This is a genomic window from Tamlana sp. I1, assembly GCF_015355625.1.
GTDB lineage: Bacteria > Bacteroidota > Bacteroidia > Flavobacteriales > Flavobacteriaceae > Pseudotamlana.
Window position 1 is genome coordinate 66393 of record NZ_JACLAF010000011.1, and the last position, 23234, is coordinate 89626.

Here is a 23234-nt window from a genome sequence, read left to right on the forward strand (position 1 = left end):
TTAAAATCTCTTTATTTAATCAAATGTACAAAAAATATAAATTAGTTAGTTTTTTGCTGTTATGAAGCTAAACAAAATACTTAGTTGTATTAATATTTTTGATTTGTCTTTAATTCTACAAAAAAGGCATTGTAAATTAAACTTAAAATAATGTGATATTTTACCTTGATTTAGGTCCTTATAATTTGTTTTTAATAAGCGTTTAAAATTATTTCAATATGATATTTTAGCTTATTGGGCAACCTAACGTTTTAAAGTAAAATGTCCTGAAAATTCTCGGCCATCTTCAAGAACGACTCTAAACCAATAATCATCGGTTGGCATTTTACTGCCATTGCAGGTGCCATCCCAACCATTAGATTGCACAGATAATTGTTTCATTAGTTTACCATAACGGTTATAAATTAAAATCACACTATTGGGTTGCACCACATTACTTAAGCCTTTAATTTCCCAAAAGTCATTAAAACCATCGCCGTTTGGCGTAAAAAATTTGGCATGCCCAATTACTGAAATATCCAACGAAGCCGTTCCGCAGATGGCATCTTTTACAAAAATGGTATGAAAACCTGGGCTTACATTGTCGAAAAAAGGTGCTTCTTGATACACAATAAAATTAGTGCCTTCCAATCTTAAAGCGTACTCATAGTTACCTTGCCCAAGGTTGGTAGGGTCTATCGTGACTGAGTTGTTTTCTGAAAGATCTTTTATAGTCACATCATCTTGTGTGATATGTGGCATTTCTGATGCGTTTACTAGAATTTCCCGTGATCGCGAACAAGAACTTCCATCTGTTTTTGTTAAAGTAACAGTGTATGTTCCCGGCGTTGAAACGGTTATTTCTGAGTTATTCGATATAAACTGATTCGAAGTTGTGCCGTCTAAACTGATCCATAACCACTCATAATCAAAAATTTCTGAAGGATTGGCTTCTTCAGGATCTAATAAAATTGAAAAAGAAGGGTCTGAAGAACATACAATTCTAGGGCTTTCAACAGTAAACTCGGGAAGCGGATTTACTACCAGCTCAATAGTTGTTGTTGCAAAACAGCTTGTGTTTATAGGGTTAATAACCTTTGCTGTGATAATTTGACTCGTAGATGTAAACGGGTTTGGAATTGTAGGACTGTTTAAAATTGAATTTCCGTTTTCATCAATATAATCATAATAAATTTCCATGTTAGATTGACTACCCAAAATGTTGCTTGTAAAATTAGATGTGTTGAAAGCGTATAAACCATCATCATCTATATCGCCAGCAGCTCCATCACAAACAATTTGAGAGCCTACAGGGTTTGCAATAGGTTGTGCGTCTACAATAAATTCTAAAGTTGTTTCATCGGAACAAGGTCCATCGGGAGCCGAAGAAGCGCTGTTGGTCACCACAATTGTAATGGTTTGACTTGCTGTTAAAAACGGGTCCGGCAACGGACTTGGGAGTGTATTTCCAAGGGCATCAAAATATGTGATGTTGACATCGGAAGGATTTTGAGTTCCTAGTAATTGAGTTTCAATTTGAGACGTGACAAAAGGGTAAGCACCATCGGTATCGTCGTCGCATTGACGCTGGATTGTAACGGGGTTTGCTACGGGCAAGGCTTCCACGGTTAAAAGCACGTAAGCGCCTAAACCTAAGCAGTCATTCGATATATTGCTATCAATCCTAACATAAATATATTGCGAGCCTGGATAGCCAATGTTTCTATAATTTGAAATGTTGGTAATTTCATTTATTTCAGCCAAAGCATCTGCCTCATTTTTAAAGTATCTAGGCGGCAATGGGTTTTGTCCTGGAGGAATAAAACCTAAAATTGTTGCAGTAACGCTGCTAAAATCGAAAGTCGCAATGCCATCTCTCGCATTGTTATTGGCGTTATCATTCCCGTTAATATCTAAGAAATCATCACATTGATTAAACGTTGCTAAAAAAGTTGAAGGAATTACCGTAGTTGAAACGTTTAATTGAATTTCTGCAACAGACGCACATCCAGATTGAGAGCTGATGCGTGCCCAAACGACATCGGAATTTATGGTTCTATTTGTAAATGTGGTTGGGTTATTAATATATTCAGGACTAGTTATATCTCCAGAAACCGCTGCCGTTTGGGTTAAAAAATAAGCGAAGGTTTCATTACTAGCATTTGTTGAAATCTCGTCATTGGCTTCGGTTAAATTAAACGCACTAAAACCAAGGGTTGCTGGATCGTTATCATCACATTGAATTAAAATTACAGGAGAGTTTATAATGGGTAAGGGATTAACGGTTAGTGTAACAGCATCTGAATATAAACCACAAGCATTTCCTGTTCTATCTAATTTTACGCGGTATTGATTCGTGTTAAAATTTAAAGGCAGACTGCTGAAATTAAGCGTGTTTGTTTGTGAATTGCTGTAAATTAAATCGTCTGTAATTGCTGTCCAAATAATACCATCTGTACTTACTTCCCATTGATAAGTTTCAGCTTCAGGAGAAATGACACTAATGTTTCCGTTGGAAGATTCGCAAATGGTGGTATTAGTAGGTTGTGTGCTTATTGAAAGTGCTGCGCTATTTAGATAATCATTATTAGGTAAAGTATAACCATCTGACGCGTTGTTAACTAAGCCAGAAGCATCGGTGGTCACGCTGATGTTACCTAAATAACCATCATCATTTCCATCGGAAAAACCGGCTTCAATCACATCCGAACAACCATCGTCATCAGAATCTGAGTCCAAATAACTAAATACAGTATCGCCATCTAAATCGTTAAGGGTATAACCCATTTCATGGCTGTCAGGAGCAGTTTCTGCAGCGTCGGCCCAACCATTTGTTCCAAAATTTGGTCCGTCTTCAATGCCGTTTAAATCGGAATCAAATAAGGTTAAACCTAATTGACCAGTTTCAAATAAATCGTAAATCCCATCATTATCGCTGTCTAAATCATAAAAATCTGGAACGCCATCGTTATCAGTATCAATGGGAATTAGGGTGCTATCATAGACATCATCTAAACCATTGGCGTCTGCATCAATACCTGAAAGCGCTAATAATATGCCTTGATTTTCAATAAAATCGGGAATACCATCATTATCAGAATCCAAATCTAGAGCATCTTCAACGCCATCTAGATCGGTGTCTTTTTTGAAACAAGTCAGAGAAATAATACCGTTATAGGTTGAAGAACTCGTTGTATTCGCAAGTTTATGCGTAAACGTAAAGCTGTCAACTTGGTTCGCAAGAAATTGATATGGCGTGTTTCCTAATGGTGACGGATTGATTTTGAATCTAATTTCAGAACCAGAAATTAGGGTCACACCTGTTTCAAAAATACCATCAAAATTGGAGTCGACTAATAAGCGATTATCAGGGTCTACCAAAGTTATATTTTTATTTACCGGAGAAACTTTAGCTATAAAATATTCTCCATCTATAGCGTTGTGTGTGTATGATATGTCTTCAGAGAACTTAAAATTAACCGATTCATTAAACGTGATATCGTAGTTGTTTTCTGCGTTGCTATCTGGGGGTATATTACTTATAAAAGTTCCTGTTCCAGTCAATCTAATGGAACTTGTTCCTGGATTGGTTCGGTTAAGGGTAATATTATCTACTGCTAATGTTGTATTAATTGTGCCATCTTGAAATCTTAGTCTAGGAGGTCTTGTGTCTGCTAAGTCTAAAATCACATCACCACGAGATTCTGTACAATTTAAAATACCATCATTGTCATTGTCAATATCAATATTATCGATAATGCCATCATTGTCAATATCATCAGGGCATATACTTACAGGGATTTCAGCAGATTCAAGTTCTTCGCCTGTACAGGTAATAATGCCTACTAATTTATATTTCCCCGGAAGGCTAGGTTTAATTTTAGGCGTACTAATCATTAGATCAACAAAACCAGAACCATCATCGAACATCCATTTAAAACTGTCGAAATTTTGGGTGTTTGCTGCTTCTAAAGTAATGTTTGGAATACAATTTCCTAAAGTGGCGAATTCGGCATCAAAATTTATTTCTGGTACGGCAGGAAACCCAGAATAGAAACTTCCGGATGTTGCTGCATTATTTTCATTAAAATAAGCGACATAAAGTTCGTTGTCGCCTTGCACAGAAATATTTCCAGTTAGCCCGTTAATTTTATAGGTAACATAATTGGCATTGCCAGTAACGGCACTTGGGCCAATAGTTGAAAAATTGGAAAGTGCTAAATGATTAATGGTAACATTAGCACCCGTTTTTGTGACTATAGTTACGCCTCCGGAATATATGGTGTTGCCTACTTTGTCTATGTTTGCAATATTATCAATATTTCCTCGAGTTTCACAACTTAGTGGTGGTACGAAAAACAAGCCTTGGTTGGCTTCGGAATCGTTGGCACCTACGCCTTGGTATGCAAAAACAGCTTCAGAAGTTTTTACATACATATTCCCGTTAGAATTATACGAGTTTCCTTCAATAAGGTAATATTCGCCAGCATTAATGGTTGCTATTGTTGGGTTGCCGTTAATGCTTATTTCGGTGCCATTAGTATGTGCTACTATTAAAATGTTTTCCCAGTTATTATTGCCACCACCTTTTACAAAAATATATTCTTTACCTACTTTAGATAAATCGGCAATTTGGTCGATACCGTAATCTCTTCCACCGCCATTGTGAAAACTTCCATTGGCAGAACCACAGTTTACAACTATGGGTTTATCAGATTGTACCAAACAACCTATTAAACCATCTCGGTTGATAGTTGCATCTGCGCTATTTATGGCGATGGTATAACTTTCCCCTTCATTTAATGTGATGTTTATAGGCGTTGTACCAGCGTAGTTTTTTATAATTAACCCAGTTGGTAAATCACTAAAATTAACCTGTGTATTATCTTCCGTAGCCATAACAGAGACAAAATTTAAATAATTGGATTGCGGATTTTCGTTTGTAAACGTACCTACTCGAAAAGTTGTGCCTAATGCCGACAGTCCTTTACTAACTAAAGCTCCAGCTTGCGCGCCTCCCCCTGCATTCATTCTAATGGAAACGTAAATTGGTGCATCAGCTTCAATAACATAGCCTTTATTAGTTGTAATTTGACTGGTTTCATTCGACGTCATGAACAATTGCCCATTGCTATTGGCAAGTAGCTTAACTTGCGGATTTGTGTTAGAAACTACACCAGATATTTGACTTGTAACAGGTTGACCAACAGGAATTATAGTATAACTTACATTTGCAGCGCTTGGTGTAGAAATGTAAATATATTGGTCTTCCGGATTCGCATTTCCAAATGCAGCATTTGTTAATGGCGGAATGTAGTGTGTTTTACTTAATTGAGAGAATCCCAAATATCCAATAAGCATGAATATTAAAAACAAATAGGGTTTTAGGTGGTTGGCGTGGTGCATTATATTTTGCTAGTCGTTAGGTTGGTAGTGTTGGTAACTAATATATGATTTTAGCTCCTATTAGACTTCAGAAATAGCAAAAGGTTTATTTTAAGTATGATGAAATTATAAAAGGCTTACTTATGCTGAAGAATTTCTAACGTTTTAAAGTAAAATGTCCTTTAATTTCAAAATCATTGCCGTTTTGTACAATGTTTGCCACGAACCAATAATCGTCAGTTGGCATGTTTTCGCCATTATAAGTGCCGTCCCAACCGGGTGAAGAGTAAGGCAGTGTTTTTAAAAGTTTTCCTAAGCGGTTATAAATATAAACTATAGAGCCAGGAAGTTGGTCGGCGCCAATAATATGCCAAGTATCGTAATAACTATCATTATTTGGTGTGAAAAATTTAGGAATATCAAATACAAAAACATCTTGAGTAACATCCATACACCCGTTTAAATCGCGAACAGTAACCGTATGATTTCCGAAGCTCACGTTTTCGAAGGTGTTCGACGTTTGCGGATCGCCGCCATCTAAAACATACACATAATTACCAATGCGACCTGAATTGATATCTACTGTGATGCTATTAGGATCTGAAAAATCGATTTTTGAAGTGAATTCAATTTCAGCTTGTTCAGATTCTATAACGGTAAATGTTTTTGTAAACTGGCAGTTATTTGGGGTTGTTACCGTAACAGAATAAGTTCCCAATTGATTTGGATTTACTGCAATTTCTGAAAATGTAGCGTTATTTGCCATTGTATTTACGGTTGAAGACCATAAATAGGTGTCACCAATATCACCTGTAAACGCATCGATGTAAAGCGGTAGATTTTCACGACACAGGACCACAATATCATCAATAGGAATTACAGGTAACGGATGCACAATGGTGTTAAATTGTGTGGTGCTAAAACAACCTGTGCTGTTATTTTCTATTCTTGCATAAATGGTTTCACCATCAAAAGCAGGATATACTAAGTCTATGGCATTTAGGTTTTCTTCAGCATCAATAAGTGTTGTATAGTAATTTACTGTATATAAACTCTGTGACTGAGTTCCTAATATTGTAGCGGTATTCGATGACAAATCAAAAGCATATAAGCCATCAAAATCATCATCACAACTCATTAAATCAGGAGGTGTATTGGCTATTGGATTTGGGTTAATCACTAAATTAAAAGTATCGGTGATATGGCATCCTGTAGAAATATATGAAATACGAGTAAAAAAGGTATGGTTGTTTGCGGTATAATTAAAGTTTGGGTTAAGTGCAGCTGTGTTCGTTTCGGCATCACTTTGTGTGCTGTGAAATGAAATGTTTACTTCGGAAGGATTGCTAACTATCATATCATTTAGCGTTGATAAATCGAAAGTATCTGTCGTATTATCGCAAATCTCGTGGGTTGTTATGTGATTTATCGGTGGAGGTAAATTCACAATAAGCTCTAATGGAATAACGGTAAAACAGCCTGTTAATGTGTTGGCGACTTTAATATAAACCGTTTTAGTATTGGATACAAAATTGGTTGGATCTGTAATTTCATTTGAATTGTCTAAACCATCATTTTGATTAATTTCAGATAATTCATCAAAATAATTAATGATGAGGTTGCTTTGAACACGATCTAATAACTGAAAATTAGCCGTTGTTAAATCGAAAGTTGTATAACCATCATAATCGGCATCACAATTTATTAAAGGCGAAGCTTCTGTAACATCGGGTGCTGCAATTATATTTATTCCTAATTCTTCAACAACATGACAGAGCGAATCGTCACTTTCTATTCTAATGTAAATACTTTGCGGATTGGTTATATTGGTATAGATTGATGGTAGTGGGTTAGAGTTTGTTTCGGCATCATTTCTAGATTCATGAAATGAAATGTTTAAAATATCGGTTGTAAAACCTTCTCTTAGTTCGGCAGCTTTTTCATCTAAATTAAATTCATGCTTACCATCGTTAGATTTATCATCACAAATAAGATAATCTGAAAAGCTATTGTACATGGGGTCTGGCGAAACTTGTAATATAAACGAAGCTTCATCAAAACAAGTTGGATCTGTTATGTTTTCAACACGAACGTATATGGTTTGCGGGCTAGATGTGTTGTGATACACCGCATTTTTATTGATTAGAATGGTACGCGCGGCATCTTCAAAATAAAACACCTCTTTACCGCTTTGACCGTTTAAAATTTCAGCATCTTTTTCATAGAGATAAAAGTCGGAAACACTAGTGCCAGAGGGTTCGCAAATTTGATAATTACTAATTGTTGGAATAATGGGTAAGGTGTTTACAATGGCTTCAAAAGTTTCAATAGCAAAACAACCGGTGCCACTAGTTGCATCTTCAACACGCACATAAATAGTTTGTGTGTTTGTGTTGAAAGCGTCTCTTTCGGTGTCTGGAATTTCGTCGGTTTTCGTTTGGGCATCGTTTAAAGACGTGAAAAAATCGATTTCTAAACCTGTGGTGCTAGATACTATTTCCGGAATTTTATTATTCAGATTTATTATTGAAAAACCATCTTGATCGTTATCACAAATAACTTCGTTTGTAGGTTGCATTGTGCTAGGAGCGGTTACCACCTCAATTTGAAATTCGTTTACCGTATAACAACCAGAAGCTCCATTACTGTTTATACGAGCGTATAAAGTGGTTATGGGTGTGGTATTTGCAATAAATCGCGGTAATTGATTTGCCGTATTGTAGTTTTCGGCATCCATTTCATTATCAAAATAACTCACTGTAAAGTTCGTGTCACCATTTGTAATGGTATCATCTAATGATTCTAAATCGATGCTAGTAATACCATCATCATCGGTGTCGCAATAAGCTATTGGTGGACTGCTAAATAATAATATAGGATTTACTAATAAGGTGATTTCAGTATCTTCTTCGCACTCACCGTTACTAATAGTTACATATAGAGTCTGTTGGCTAGTTGCAGTATAAAATTGATTTTTATCTAGGCTATTGCCGTTGGTTCTGTCGTCTTCAGTTTCATAAAAAGTAACGGTAATGGGGTAGGGTAAATCGTTAGCAATGGCGCTTTCAATTGAAAATAAATTAAAATTAGCTGCGTCTGTAAGGTCTTCATTCGTATCACAAATGGTAAAATCGCCTGTATCCGTTGCTGTTAAAAGCAAATTGGTATGTATTTCAAAAGGCGCAACCGAGGCACAACCTGTAGTGTTATCTTCAACTCTTAAAAATAGGGTTGTATAGCCAGGTTCGCTAGCACCATTAGTAAATTCGTAATTGGTATCATTGGTTATTGGGTTTGTGCCATTGCTTGCATCATCATAATTGTCGTGAAAAGATGTGGTTACTCCTGTTAGGCCGTTTAAAATTTCATCTATAACTTCGGTTAAATCAAAATTAGCTTGACCATCTAAATCATCATCACAGGCATCAATATATTGTGTGTCTGTAACGATTATTGGGCTAACTTGAACATGAACATTAAGGGTGGTTGTACTCACACATCTTGTGTTCATATTAACCACACGAACATAAACCATATCATCAGGAGTATTCGTGTTAATGTATGGTGAAGTAATTGGGTTGTTTCCTGTGGTAACATCCAAAGTATTGTAGTGGTAAGAAACGTATAAATCACTATTCCCGCCTGTTATTTCGTCATTTTTCTCGGTTAAATCTATTACAGCATAACCATCAGGATTATCGTCACTATCACAAACTTCTAAAGGTGTTGGGGTAGTGATGTTAGGAAGTTCATTTACAATGAGGTTTAAACTAGAGTAGGCGTAGCAGTTGCCATCTAAATCTTGAACGCGTACATAAATGGTTTGTGGATTGCTAGTGTTTGAAATTGGCGAAGTAATGCCATTAGTGTTGCTTCTAGCATCCGATTCTGAATAATGGTAACTATAATCGTAATTTGCAAAAGGACTATTCGCTGCAACTTGAGAGTTTTTTGTTGAAAGATCGAAAACCTCCGTTCCATCGCCGCTAGAATCATCGCACAATTCATAATCGGGGATAAGATTCATAGGCTCTTCTGTGTTTAAAACGATAACAATTTCATCCTCTTCAATACAGTTTGTTCCGTTTACAGGTACAGAAACTTCAACGCGGTAGGTGCCATTTTGAGTGGCAGTATAGTTTGAAGAAATTGCTCCAGAAATTAAGTTGTTGTTTAAATACCAAGCATAAGAAGCCAAGGGGTTTTGTATGTCGGCATTAATAGTGAAACTTCCAGCACAGGTGGATACATCTTCACCTAAATTTAAAACTCTAAAACTGTCGCCTTCAATAAAAATAGCCGAGTCTAAAGTTCTATCGTATTGGTCGGCAATAACTAATTTAATGTGGTACCTAACGTTGGGTTGAATGCTTCCTGAAGCGGTTAATATTGTAGTTCGGCCATTATAATTGGTGTCTCCTACATTGTAACCATCAAAATATTCATTGTTTTGGGCTGGACAAACGCCAAAAATTTCGTCGTGAATGGTGTTGGTGTTTACAGGGATATTTGTGCCTGGAATTACAGCAATATTTTGGTAAGGGTCTGTGGTTCCAGCTTCTTTTATTAGAAAAACAAAACTATCGGAAAACTCACAAGGATTGATGTCGAAGTATTCTTCTGAAGCTAAGATGTAATTGAATTGAAATTGATTTGAAATAGAGACAAAATCGAACTCAATGGCCGTGGCGTTTAAATGGTCGTTGGTAGTGCCTAGAGCGGCTTCTAAATCAGGATCGGTTCCCCAAGTTGTCGAACCTTCGCTAAGCGTTGGGGTTATGACGTTATTTCCTCCTGAAGCGGCACCACCTGTAGAGAGCATTATACCATTGGCAAAGGGAAAATTAGAACTGCCGCGCTCAAAATAAGCGTAACTAGAAAACCCACTTGAGGTTCCGTTTACAGGCGAGCTGATGTTGCTTATATCCACACAACCATCAACTAAATTATCTTGTATTAGGGAGGTTAAATCAACCGAATCATTAACTGATATGCGCTGAGAAAACATAACATTACAGCAGCACAAAAGGCAGAATACGATATAAAAATTTAATCTCATTGTGGGTAGGTTTTTCAATATGATTTAAACGGCTAATTGCTAAACTTATTGGGAGATTATCCTAGTTTGAGCGAAAAATAGCTATTATTTAATTCTAACAGAAAAACATTAGTTAAACTACAAATTAATTAGTTTTTAGGCTTTAATTTTTTAAAGTGAAGTGGTTTTTATAAACTCTGCCATCTTGTAATTGTACAGAAAACCAATAATCGCCAGTGGGCATATTTTGGCCATTAAATTGTCCGTTCCAGCCTTCTCCTAAGGGATTTAATTCTTTTAGAAGTTTTCCTAATCTATCAAAAATTAAAATTTTGGTTTGAGGCTGAAAAATTTCAGATAGGCCATAAACTTGCCAAGTATCATTAATGCCATCATTGTTTGGCGTGAAGAATTTTGGAAAGCCTATCACAGAAACAGCACTGCGAACAACACCACAATTATTTTTAATGTCACGAACAGAAACGGTATAATGACCCGGGTAAACATTTTCAAAAAGGTTGCTGTCTTGGTAGGGAAAAAGCATGCCATTATTAGAATTGCTTAATTGATATTGATAAGCACCTTCGCCAGATACAAGAACAGTTATGGTATTATTTTGAGTGACATCTACAACCTCAATATTAGAAATCGTAGCGATGTTTGAAGCTTCTACAGTTACCGTTCTAGTTTTAGAACAGCCGTTAGAATTCATAATATCTACGGTATAAATTCCGGCTTCATTAATTTGAATTTCATAAGTGGTTTCGCCGGTAGACCAATTATAGGTGTAATCGGTTGGAGAGCCGCTTAAAACCGCAGCATTAATAGTTATGGTGCTAGGATATGTATTTAAGCAATAATAACTTAAATCTGTTTCATGAATTTCTGGTAAACGGTTTACCGTTAGTAATACGTTGCTTATACCATAACAGCTATTTGCGTTTTCAATACGCGCAAAAATAGTTTGCGAATATGGCGTCGTGTTTGTATAATTTTCGCCTAAGGGATTTTGTTCGAGAAGTGCATCGTCATAGGTTTCATAATAGACAATATCTAAAGGCAGTGTTGTAATATTTGAATTCACATCTTTTAAATTGAAATTGTAAAGGCCATCTTCTAAACCATCATCATCACAAGCATAAAGTGCTACATCGTTGGCATCGGTATTACTTATTTCAAGGGTTAATTCAGCAAAAGAAAAACAAGTCGTATTTTCATTAATAACAGTAACGTATAAAGTTTGTGGATTCGATGTGTTTTGAAAAGCATCTGCGTTAGCTTCTTGTGTTCTTGCACTATCTGTGTAGAATTTAACGATTCTATCGGCCTCATTTCCTGTTAAACCCTCTGTAGCTTCGTTGAGGTTGAAGGTGGTTATTCCATCAATAACAGCATCTTCTTCACATTGTATTAAGCTATAATTAAAGGCGTCGGGGTTTTTATTAAAACTAACATAAGCTTCACCTTCAATTTCACAATCGCCGTTATTTGGGTTAATGTGAAGCTCGTAATGACCAGAATCGGACACATATAAACTGGTGCCTGTTTCTGGTAAAACACTTCCGTTTTTTGACCATGTAAAAGTTGCTCCTGGTATGGGGTCTGTCTTTAAGGTATAGCTGCCGCCTTCGCAGAGGTCTAGGTTTGCAGAATTTTTCCCGTTGTTAATAATATCAATTTGTTTATTGAAAAATGATGCAATAAATGGCGGTAACCCTTGCGAGGAATTCCCTGGAGCCAGATTAATGGCTTGGTGGGTATAATCGCAAGCTAAGCCAATTTGATTCGGATCGTTTATTGCAGCCAAATAGGGTAAGCCTTGATTGTAAGTAGCGCTTAAGGCTCTGTAAATTTTACCATTCGGACCTAATTGCAACGCACCTCTATACAGTTGCCTGTCGTCTATCGTTACTGCTGAATTTGGAATATTAGGCGAAGCTAAATTATACTGAATTAATTTAGAGCGATGCGTTTCTGGAAGATCTGGATTATCATGCTCGTAAAGAACATTGGACGTTTGTGCATATAACAGTTGGCTGTCTGGCGAAAACTCTAAGCCATAAGGAACGCTAGCATTAATGGGAATAAGCGAAATAGGGTTTGAAACTTTACCAGTTGCTACATCAAAATTATATAAATCCAATCCGTCGTATGAATTGGCACATGCTAATTTTAAACCATCAGGCGAAAGTTTTAAATAACCTCTGGGGTCTATAACTTGCTTTGGAAAGGTTGATTTTACTGATGTAGAATTCACACCTGAATTTGAAACTTCAAAAGCATGAAACGTATCAAAAGTTTCGGCATGTCCTGTGTATGAAGCAAAAGTAAGTACCCAAATGGATTTGGTTGAACAGTCTTTTAAAACCGCCGTGAGTTTTTCTGAAGAATCTTGTAATAAATTTATGTTTTTAGTGGTAATATCACCTAAGCCACCCTCTAAAGTTAAGTCGACTATCGAATAATTAAAACCAAATTTTACTCCCGAATTGTTCCGACTATCATCCACGGTAAATACATAATAAATGTTTTGGTCGTTAGGTTTCGGGATGATAATGGCCGATTGTGTACTGGAAGGATCGCCATATAAACCATATCCATTTGGCATCACATCATGATTTTTGTTCCAAACAGAAATGCCATTGGTGTAAAATAATAAGTTTCCAGATTCATCGGAAATGGAAGTACACCCTTCAATTGTGTTGAGTTTACCGTCCTGGAGTGCGGTAACTGTATTGGTTGCAGAATCAAAATGAATACCACTATTATGACCAAAATACCAATTTGCAGCTTCGTTTTGGGCAAAAGCTGTAAAAGAAACTATGTAAAGTAATAAAAGTAGGTTGTTTTTCATCTTTATAAGCAACGCTTCCAAAGATATTATAAATCGCGGTTTTTCAACAATCTATAAGATAAAAATACAAAAAGGGCTGTCCAGCATAAAACGATAACTATTTCGCCTGTATGCACACCATAATCATAAACCAAATTGGTTTTGTCTGGAAACTTAGCCATGGTGATGCGTTGAAAAGGCTGATTAATTAAATTGTACATAGATCTTAAGGGAAAGAAACCTTGAATATTTTCGGCTGTATTGCTGTTAAATTTCCAAGCAAAAATGCCGTATAAAATCCATTCAAAAATATATAGGATAAAAAGAAAGGCTAATGCAAAAGCAGAACGCTTAATTAACATGCCAAAAAACAAACACAAACTAAAGAAGCTAACCAATTTTACGAAGTAAGCGACTAAAAAGTTTACATCTCTAAAAACAATAGAAGCTTCGGTGTAGCTTGAATAATATAAGCCAATGCTTAAAGTTAGTATAAAAATGAGCAAGGTTGAAATTAACGAAAAGAATACAATGGCATAAAATTTAGAAAGGATAAATTCCTTCTTACTCAAGCCGTCAATAAGATTCTGTTTTATGGTTTTATTGCTGTATTCATTACCAATCATGCTTACTACTACAATGGCAAAAAAGAACTTGAATTGCGATGCAAAAAAGGTTGTTAAATGCCAAATAACAGGAAAGTTAAAAACGCCTAATTCGCCAAGTTCTAAAGTGAAAAATCCGAATACATTAATTTTTAATGAGGATAAAAGAATGATGAAAAACGGCAGAATGAAGGAAACAAAAATAAGAATCTTACTCGTTCTGCTAAGCAGCAGTTTTTGTAATTCTAAGTTTAATAGTCGAAGCATTAAAGTTGGTTTTAGTAGATTATTGATGATCGGTTAACTGTAAAAACTGTTCTTCTAAACTGGCTTTACGTTGCACTAAATGTGTTAAAATAATGCCGTTATTAAACATGAATTGATTAAAATCTTCAGATTTCATGGGTTCGTTTAAAAAGGCGGTTATTAAGTTGTCTTCAACTTTAATTTTTTCAAATGATTTATGATTCTCTAATAATTGAAGAAGCTCAGGTTGCTTGTTACATTTTACTTCAAAAAAACCATGGCTAGAAACCATTTCGTCAACGCGTCCCGAATACAGTTTTACGCCTTTTCTTAAAACCACTACGTGCGAGCATACTTTTTCAACTTCATCTAATAAATGTGAAGCCAATAAAATGGTGGTGCCTTGTGCTGCAATTTGTTTTATAATTTCTCTTATTTGATGAATGCCTTGAGGGTCTAAACCATTTGTAGGTTCGTCCAGAATTAATATTTCAGGATCGTTTAAAAGGGCAGAGGCGATGGCTAAGCGCTGCTTCATCCCTAACGAATAGGTTTTAAATTTGCTGTGTTTTCGGTCTAAAAGCCCAACAATTTCTAGCTTTTCATCAATTTTAGATATGTCGACTCCTTTAATTTTACAAACCAGTTTTAGGTTTTGTGCCGCCGTCATATAAGGATAAAAGTTTGGACGCTCGATAATGGCACCAACCTTTTTCAGTGCATTGTGTGTAGAAGTGTTTCCATCAAACCAACTAAAATCGCCCGAGGTTTTGTTTACCACGTTTAAAACAATGCCTAATGTGGTCGATTTTCCGCTTCCGTTAGGACCTAAAATACCGTAAACATCACCTTTGTTTATTGTGAAAGTTAAATTATTTACAGCGGTTAAATGCCCGAATTTTTTGGTGAGATTTTTAATGGTAAGTATATGTTCCAAAAGAAAAATGTTTTAGGATTAACTTTTACGCACACTTAAATGCATTTTAAATAGGACGATTGCATTTAAATATTGTTACAGCATTATTTGAAAAAGCCTTAAATTTGAATAAGAACTATATTATGCAAGATTTAAAAATTTCCAAAAGAAAACCGTCGTACCCTATAACGCCAGAATTACATGAATATTTATCGCGTTATAATCGTGATGTGAAAATACCAATTTTTTACGAAGATTTGTTGCGTTTTCAAGGTTCAATAGTGGTGTATGACAAAGATGATAATGATACGCTTTGGATTCGTGTGTATTATAACGAGTTTGAACGTGAAGAGATTGAATCGTCATTGAAGAAAGTCTATACTATTTTTCATTCGGATGGAAATGAAAATATTTTGCCATTTCTAAGTGTTGATGCTATTGATTTTTGCACTTTCGGAAATTCGAAACCTTTCAGAATAAAAATCAGAAATGTTTTAAATGATAATACCACCTATTTCTATATAAAAACAGCCGATGCTTCTCGTGTTTACGGTTTAGAATTAGAGCACATGTTATCGCCTTATAATCTGAATTTTCTAGTATATAAAAACACATTGATTGAAGAGCATATTGCTGGAATTCCGGGCGATGAGTTTATAAAAAATATGCTACCCAATTGTAGCAAACCAGAAAAAGCGCAAATAGCCAAGGAGTTTGTGAAGTTTAACGAGCGTTGTATGATTAGATTGCTAGGCGATATGCGCTCCTATAATTATGTAATTGTACCAACGCACGATTTTGATAAAGTGGTTTATAAAATTAGAGCCATAGATTTTGATCAACAATCTTATGAAGGGAAATTTAATATTTACAGACCGCAGTTTTTCAAAGAAAATTATGAAATGGTTCAATTAGTATCGAATACCATTCAAAAATTATCGATAGACCAATATAAAACAGAAGAGCGTTCTATTTTGGTGAAACGCTTAAAAAGTTCGCATGTTCGAATTGAAAAACTCCTTGAGTGTATGGAGCATGATGAAATTTCTATACCAGAATACATCGATTCGTTAAAAACGACCATTTTTAATTACACCCACGATGTTAACTTTAAGAAAAGTAAAAACATGGGCGAAATTTTAAGGTTTTCTTTAGCGTTTTTAACGAGAAATTACGAAAATGTAAACATTGCCGCATTAAGGAAATTACGACGTTAATTCCAGTTTTCGTCAAAATCTAACTGATCGTAATCGTCCATATCCAGGCCGTCTTCAAATTCGTCAAAATCATCTAAAGCATCGGCTTCAAAGGACTTTTCTGGGGCAGCTTCAGGAACTTGACCTTGAACAAACATAAGGTTTGGGTAGTCGTAACCTTCGGTTTCTTCAACAATTTCGGCTAATTCAACATAAAACGTCCACATGCTTAAAAAATCGTAAACATAAATCAGTTTTGTTTGTTCCTCGTTTACAACATCGTCTAAGGTCGTTTCATTCATTAAACGGGCTGTAGCTTCTTCACTTAAATCAAATAAAGAGATTTCTTCACCTTGTTCCCAAATGTCGTTACTTACATAAAATGAAGCCATTTCGGTACCATCAAAACCAAAAGATTGCGTGATGGTGTTGTGTAAATCTTCTAAGGTATCTGACTGACGAATTTCTAAATCGCGAAAAATATCTTCGTCGGTGTCATTGTCTAATATAACTCTAAATCTGTAAATCATTAGTGAAAAATTTAATGTGCAAAGGTAGACTTTTTAAGTTATTTGGTAAAGCGATGTAAAGTAAATGTCATGCTTGTTAATAAGAAAAATGCACCTATTTGATGCGCAATACCTAAGCCTAACGGAACTTGATAAATAATCGTGAAAACACCTAAAGCGAACTGTAATAAAACTAAAAGTATTAATGAATTTATACCTTGCTTTTGAAGTGGTGTTAAAGTGAATTTATTAGATTTTTTCCAAATAAGGAAAATGAGAATCACTACGATATAAGCCAAAGTTCGATGAATAAATTGAATGCCGCTAGGGTTTTCAATAAGGTTTTTGTAGAAAGGATCTAGCACATAAACGGTAAAGTGCATAAACTGACCATCATTCATTAACGGCCAGTGGTTATGCAGTAAACCTGCTTTTAAGCCAGCTATAAATGCGCCGTAAGTAATTTGAATTATTAAAACCAGGTAACTCACCAAAATTAGATTTCGCATGGGTTTGTTAGCTGGTTTTTTATTGGGGAAAATAAGATCTAATGCCACCCAAAGCGTAGCTGCAAAAGTTAAAAAAGCGGTCACTAAATGCGCTGCGAGTCTGTAATGGCTAACGTCTGGCATATCTACCAAACCGCTTTTAACCATGTACCAACCTAAAAAACCTTGAAAAGCGCCAAGGCCAAGCAACACCAAACATTTTTTTATAGTGCTTTTGCTGAGTTGTTTACGTATTAAGAAATATAAAAACGGAATGATAAACACCATACCAATCGATCGTCCAATAACGCGGTGCAACCATTCCCAGAAGTAAATGCTTTTAAAATCTTCAATATTGAAATGATTATTATAGGCGTTATATTCAGGGTGCTGTTTGTATAAATCGAAAGCTTCTTGCCATTCCTGTTCACCAATTGGTGGAATGGTACCTGTAATTAATCGGTAGTTCGAAATGGATAAACCAGAATCTGTTAAACGGGTAATACCCCCAATAACAACCATTATAAAAATGAGGAAACATCCTGTTAATAGCCAGTAGATTACGTTTTTGTTGTCTTTTTTCATGGTTATGGAGTTGCTGAGTTTCGGAGTTTCAGAGTTTCAAAGTTTCAAAGTTTCAGAGTTTCAAAGTATCTTATAGTTTGTTAATCTTTGTTTTATTTTTAGTTGTTTTTTTAATTTATAGGTTACTTCATTTCTCTGTTACTCAGCGACTTTGTTACTCTGTCACTTTGGTGCTTGAAAGTTTCGGAGCTTCAGAGCTTCAAAGTTTCAAAGTATCTATAGTTTGTTAATCTTTGTTTTATTTTTAGTTGTTATTTTTACAATCAGAGGAGATTTTCCCTCTGCGACTTTGTTACTCTGCGACTTTGGTGCTTGAAAGTTTCAGAGCTTCAAAGTTTCAAAGACTCATAGCTTCAAAGTGTTTTATAGTTTGTTAATCTTTGTTTTATTTTTAGTTATTTTTTTTAATTTAATAGGTTACTTCATTTCTCTGTTACTGTGCGACTTTGTTACTCTGTCACTTTGGTGCTTTGAAACTCTGATACTTTCCCACTCTAACACTTAACCTCTAATTTTTCGAATAAAGCTAGTTAGCATGCGTTCAATTTCTCTTGTGTTTAAATATAATTTATTGAAATTATCTTCATTTAAATAAGTTAAATTGTAAGCAATTTCAAGTTGTGTTTGTAATTCGTATAAAGAACTTAAAGCAATATTTAAAAAACGTAAATAATCCTTTGTACCATCTCTTCCATAGCCTTCGGCTATATTACTTGGGATAGACGTCGCCGATCTTTTTATTTGTGATGTTAGAGCATAGAGCTCATCATGGGGGAAGTTTTTAATATCACGATAAACTTCAGTTACTAAAGCCATAGACTTTTGCCAAACTAATAGCTTTCTAAATGTATGATTGTTTTTCATATTATATTATTCCATCATTCTGTAACTCAGAAACTATGCAACTTTGAGTCTTTGTAACTTTGAAACTCTAATCATTAACCCACTTCAACCCAAGTTTAGCGCCTTTTTCAAGCATTAGTTGATAAGCTGCTTCATATTCATTCGGAATTACGCCTTCTAAAATGGCTTCTTTAATGGCTTCTTTAATAATGCCAATTTCGCGTGATGGTTTTAAATTGAAGGTTGCAATAATTTCTTCGCCAGAAATTGGTGGCTGAAAATTACGAACATGGTCGCGTGCTTCAACTTCAATAATTTTTTCGCGTACAATTTTAAAGTTATTATGGTATTTGTTGAATTTCTTCGGATTCTTAGTCGTAATATCGGCCTCGCAAAGCGTCATTAGATCTTCAACATAATCGCCAGCATCAAAAACCAAACGACGCACGGCCGAATCGGTAACAATATCTTGCGCCAAAACAATAGGGCGCGAACTCATAAACACCATTTTTTGAACAAACTTCATCTTGTCATTCAATGGCATTTTTAGTCTTTTAAATAAATGATACACCATTTTAGAGCCTTCAAATTCATGAGCATGAAAGGTCCAACCCACTTTTTTGCTGAATTTTTTCGTAGGCGCTTTGCCAATATCGTGTAAAAGCGCAGCCCAGCGTAGCCAAAGGTTATCGGTGTTTTGTGCAATGTTATCTACGACTTCAAGCGTGTGATAAAAATTATCTTTATGGCGTTGGCCTTCAACTTCATCTATACCTTTTAAAGCAGTAATTTCTGGTAAAATGTATTTTAAAAGTCCTGTTTGTTCTAAAAGTAAGAAGCCAATAGATGGTGTTTCGCTTTCTAGAATTTTATTGATTTCGGTAACAATACGCTCGTTGGTAATTATTTTAATGCGTTCGGCATTTTTTGTAATTGAATGTAGAGACTCTGGTGCAATTGTAAAATTTAATTGCGTGGCAAATCGAATGGCTCTAAGCATACGTAATGGGTCGTCGCTATAAGTAATATCGGGATCTAGAGGCGTTTTAATAATTTTATTTTCTAAATCTTGAATGCCACCAAACGGATCTAATAGATCGCCAAAATTTTCAGCATTTAAATTTAAAGCCAGCGCATTTATAGTAAAGTCTCTTCGGTTTTGGTCGTCTTGTAATGTGCCGTTTTCAACAGCTGGATTTCTACTGTCTTCGGTGTAAGATTCTTTTCGGGCGCCAACAAATTCAATTTCAATATCATCGTAACGAAGCATGGCAGTGCCATAAGTTTTAAAAACTTGAACTTTAGGTCTGTTGGGTAAGTTTTTAGCAACTTGTTTGGCCAGTTTGATACCATCGCCAATGGCAACTACATCAATATCTTTAGCAGCGCCTCTTTTTAGTATAAAATCGCGCACAAAACCGCCAATAACATAAGAATCTAATTGTAACTCTTTTGCCGATTGCGAAATGATTTTAAATATTGGATGTTGTAATGCTTCTTTGTAATTCATTTTATTTGCCACTAATACATGACTCTTTATGTTTTCTTGCTTCAGATTTTTATAGCCACTAATTCACGAATTTTCGCAATGTTTTAAGGTGTTGGTGGCGTTTTTTTATGCTTTTTAAGGCCTAATAATCTTCACAACACCATTATTGCTTAATTTGATAATGGATGATGGTTTAGAGCAGATTTTTTCGTGCTGCAAATTTACAACATAGTCTACACCTTTTAAAATGGCAGGTGCAATTTCTTTATAGGATTTTGGAGTTGGTTCGCCGCTAATATTAGCCGAAGTCGATACAATGGCGCCGTTAAGTTTTCTTGAGAGTTGATAACAAAACTCATCATCAGGAATTCTTATGGCGATGGAGCCGTCATCAGCAATTAAATTTTCAGCTAGATTTTGCGCATCATCATAGATTATGGTGGTGGGTTTGTCGGTCACTTCAATAATATTTAATGCAGCAGCAGGAACTTGTTTTACGTATTTGTTAAGCATTCTATCGTCTGCGACCAAGCAAATTAGTGCTTTGCTATCTATGCGCTGTTTTAAATCGTAAATCTTTTTTACCGCTTCAGGGTTTGTAGCATCACAACCAATACCCCATACGGTATCGGTAGGGTAGAGTATAATGCCGCCTTGTTTTAATACTTCAATGGTGTTTTTTATTTCTTGATGCATTATGATATCTAAATAAATGAAAATGTTTTTGCAAAATTACAATTATTAGTATTTAATTCTAAGTTCTAATCTGGATGTTTTATTTAGAATAACTAAAAACAATATCTAACTCATATTGTTAATAATCTGATTCAAGTCCTTTATTCTTAGAGGGCTCTAATAGAAATTAGGGATGTTTTATGTGAAATAAAACATCATGTAAAGTAGATAAAGCTGATATACAGATTAGTGATGATATTTTTTTGTTATACCTTTGAAAGGTTAAGTGTTTTAAATGAAATTAGTTTATTATAAATCCGAATCAGGAAACTTTGGCGACGATCTAAATGTGTGGATGTGGCCACAAATTTTTGGTGCAGATTTTCTTGAAAAAGAACGAGATATTGGTTTTTTTGGTATTGGATCTATTTTAATTGAAAATTCCGTTTTTATAGATCAAGCAAATTTATGTGAAAAAAAAGTGATTTTTGGTACCGGAGTTAGATCTATAAACGAAAATATTGAAATGGACGATTCTTGGCACATTCTTTTTCTAAGAGGTCCCTATAGTTCATTGAAATTAAAAGGAGATTTAGATCATTATATAGCTGATGCTGCATACTTTTTAGCCTTATTACCACAGTATAAAAGATATTTAGATACACCTAAAAAGTATAAAACCAGTTTTATTCCTTATTTTAAATCTATTGATAAGATGGATTGGCAAAAAATTTGTGACGATTTATCTTGGAATTTAATTTTACCAACAGAAGTAAATAGTGTAGAAGACTTTATTTTGGAAGTTGCAGCAAGTGAGCAGGTTATAAGCGAAGCGATGCATGGAGCTATGATTGCAGATATTGTACGTGTACCATGGGTGCGTTTTCGTTTTTATTCGCATTTATATGAAGGGACAATGGTTTCTGAATGGAAATGGAACGATTGGTTGTTGTCGATTGGTTTTTCTGAAAACATAGAAATTAATGTAGGATTAAGAAACAAGAAAAAGATTCGTGGATTTCTTAAAAAAAGAAAAATCAGGAATAGAATTTTTAATGAAGTAAAACAAATTAATAACTCAACCTTTCGTTTATCTTCAGATGTAACTTTAAATACGATTATAAAGAAATTAAAATCCAAAAAGGAAGAATTAGTTCAACTTATGGGTTAAGCTTTTAAATGATGTGTTATGATTAAAAGAATAAAACTAGCTTACCGAAATTATAAGTTGAAATTTAAGCTTCGGAAAAGGAAGGTTTTTTTCGATTTTAATTCTATTGAGTATGGGGCTAAAAATATTTTAATAATAGATTCTAAGATTCCTAACTACAATGAAGATTCAGGATCTAGGAGGTTATATGAAATCATTAAAATATTGTTAGATCAAGATTTTTCGATTTTTTTACTTGCGGATTTGAATGAATATAAGTACGAGAATCGTTATGCTGAAGAATATATCGAAGAATATAAATCAATCGGTGTCAAGGTATATCAGCCTAGTTTAGATATTAAAGGAGACTTAATAACAAAAGAAAGATTTATTAGCGAAGTTTGTCCATTTATTAATTATGCTTGGTTACATCGCCCTGAAATTTTTAATAGTTATTATATAACAATTAAAAGTTTAAATAAGAATGTGATATTAATTTATGACATGGTTGATTTTCATTATTTAAGATTAATCAGGGAATGGAAATTAAATAATAAAAGTAAGGTTAAGCTTTCGGCCGATAAAATATTAAACTTAGAAATTGCCAATTGTAAAGCGGCCGATAAAATTATTGTCATATCAGATAATGATAAATTGTCATTAGAAAAATACTATTTAAAGCCTTCAAAAATGACAACAATAGGTAACCTGCATGAATTTAGAGAAAGGCCAAATACATTTAAAATATTTTCAGAGCGTAAAAACTTACTATTTATTGGTGGATTTAGTCATCAGCCAAATGTTGATGCTGTATTGTGGTTAAAAAATGAAATAATGCCTTTAATTTGGGCTGTTGATAAGGATATAAAAATTGATATTATTGGGAGTAATATCCCAAAGAAAATTTTAAGTTTAAAAACCGAAAACTTTAATGTAATTGGTTTTGTAGAAGATCTTTCAGTTTATTTTAACTCAGCAAAAATATTTATTGCACCCTTAAAATATGGTGCAGGAATTAAAGGGAAAATAGGGCAGAGTTTTGAATTTAGTTTACCCGTTATAACAACCGATATTGGAGCAGAAGGTTTTGATTTGTCACCATTTTCAGAGGAAATGATAGCTAATACATCCGAATTATTAGCCTCTAAAATATTAAAACTTTATAACGATCAAGATTTATGGCGTGCTATTAGCAATCGTTCCGAACAGTTTATAACTCCTTTTACAAAACAGCATATAGAAAATCAGCTCAAAAAAGTTTTTAATTTAAAGAAGAGCCATTATAATTGAACTGATT

The 23234-nt window shown here is 34.7% G+C and carries 13 protein-coding genes; 3 read left to right on the forward strand and 10 right to left on the reverse strand.

Features of this window, described 5'->3' with window-relative positions; all coding sequences use genetic code 11:
* Positions 1 to 243: 243 nt before the first annotated feature.
* The 5 genes from H6X70_RS11415 to H6X70_RS11435 all read right to left on the reverse strand — a co-directional run bounded on the left by H6X70_RS11415 (position 244) and on the right by H6X70_RS11435 (position 15023).
* Positions 244 to 5385: a T9SS type B sorting domain-containing protein gene (locus H6X70_RS11415; protein WP_194767826.1), complete on the reverse strand. Its 5142-nt coding sequence runs from the start codon at positions 5383 to 5385 to the stop codon at positions 244 to 246.
* A gap of 136 nt (positions 5386 to 5521) precedes the next feature.
* Positions 5522 to 10423: a T9SS type B sorting domain-containing protein gene (locus H6X70_RS11420; RefSeq protein WP_228530342.1), complete on the reverse strand. Its 4902-nt coding sequence runs from the start codon at positions 10421 to 10423 to the stop codon at positions 5522 to 5524.
* Between the two features lie 142 nt (positions 10424 to 10565).
* Positions 10566 to 13256, reverse strand: a complete 2691-nt coding sequence (locus tag H6X70_RS11425) for a T9SS type B sorting domain-containing protein (protein ID WP_194767827.1) — start codon at positions 13254 to 13256, stop codon at positions 10566 to 10568.
* 26 nt (positions 13257 to 13282) lie between these two features.
* Complete coding sequence (locus tag H6X70_RS11430; RefSeq protein ID WP_194767828.1) at positions 13283 to 14107, reverse strand: ABC transporter permease; 825 nt, start codon at positions 14105 to 14107, stop codon at positions 13283 to 13285.
* 19 nt (positions 14108 to 14126) lie between these two features.
* Complete coding sequence (locus H6X70_RS11435; protein WP_194767829.1) at positions 14127 to 15023, reverse strand: ABC transporter ATP-binding protein; 897 nt, start codon at positions 15021 to 15023, stop codon at positions 14127 to 14129.
* A 122-nt stretch (positions 15024 to 15145) separates the two neighbouring features.
* On the opposite strand from H6X70_RS11435, the gene H6X70_RS11440 reads away from it, so the two are divergent.
* Complete coding sequence (locus H6X70_RS11440; RefSeq protein WP_194767830.1) at positions 15146 to 16219, forward strand: hypothetical protein; 1074 nt, start codon at positions 15146 to 15148, stop codon at positions 16217 to 16219.
* On the opposite strand, the gene H6X70_RS11445 is transcribed toward H6X70_RS11440, so the two are convergent.
* The 5 genes from H6X70_RS11445 to H6X70_RS11465 all read right to left on the reverse strand — a co-directional run bounded on the left by H6X70_RS11445 (position 16216) and on the right by H6X70_RS11465 (position 20808).
* Positions 16216 to 16728 (reverse strand): IS1096 element passenger TnpR family protein, encoded by a 513-nt coding sequence (locus H6X70_RS11445; protein WP_194767831.1) that lies wholly within the window; start codon positions 16726 to 16728, stop codon positions 16216 to 16218. The two genes, H6X70_RS11440 and H6X70_RS11445, sit on opposite strands and share 4 nt — an antisense overlap.
* 38 nt (positions 16729 to 16766) lie before the next feature.
* The gene (locus H6X70_RS11450) at positions 16767 to 17780 is read right to left on the reverse strand and encodes a COX15/CtaA family protein (RefSeq protein ID WP_194767832.1); all 1014 of its coding nucleotides are present in this window, start codon (positions 17778 to 17780) and stop codon (positions 16767 to 16769) included.
* Between the two features lie 501 nt (positions 17781 to 18281).
* Complete coding sequence (locus tag H6X70_RS11455; RefSeq protein WP_194767833.1) at positions 18282 to 18644, reverse strand: four helix bundle protein; 363 nt, start codon at positions 18642 to 18644, stop codon at positions 18282 to 18284.
* Positions 18645 to 18711: 67 nt separating this feature from the next.
* Positions 18712 to 20133 carry a CCA tRNA nucleotidyltransferase gene (locus H6X70_RS11460; RefSeq protein WP_194767834.1) on the reverse strand — a complete coding sequence of 474 codons (1422 nt, stop codon included), beginning with the start codon at positions 20131 to 20133 and terminating at the stop codon, positions 18712 to 18714.
* 114 nt (positions 20134 to 20247) lie between these two features.
* Entirely contained in the window at positions 20248 to 20808 is a 561-nt protein-coding gene (locus tag H6X70_RS11465; RefSeq protein ID WP_194767835.1) for an L-threonylcarbamoyladenylate synthase, read from the reverse strand.
* 274 nt (positions 20809 to 21082) lie between these two features.
* On the opposite strand from H6X70_RS11465, the gene H6X70_RS11470 reads away from it, so the two are divergent.
* Together H6X70_RS11470 and H6X70_RS11475 are read left to right on the forward strand one after the other, a co-directional pair.
* Entirely contained in the window at positions 21083 to 21958 is an 876-nt protein-coding gene (locus H6X70_RS11470) for a hypothetical protein (protein ID WP_194767836.1), read from the forward strand.
* 18 nt (positions 21959 to 21976) lie between these two features.
* The gene (locus tag H6X70_RS11475) at positions 21977 to 23227 is read left to right on the forward strand and encodes a glycosyltransferase (protein ID WP_194767837.1); all 1251 of its coding nucleotides are present in this window, start codon (positions 21977 to 21979) and stop codon (positions 23225 to 23227) included.
* Positions 23228 to 23234 lie beyond the last annotated feature (7 nt).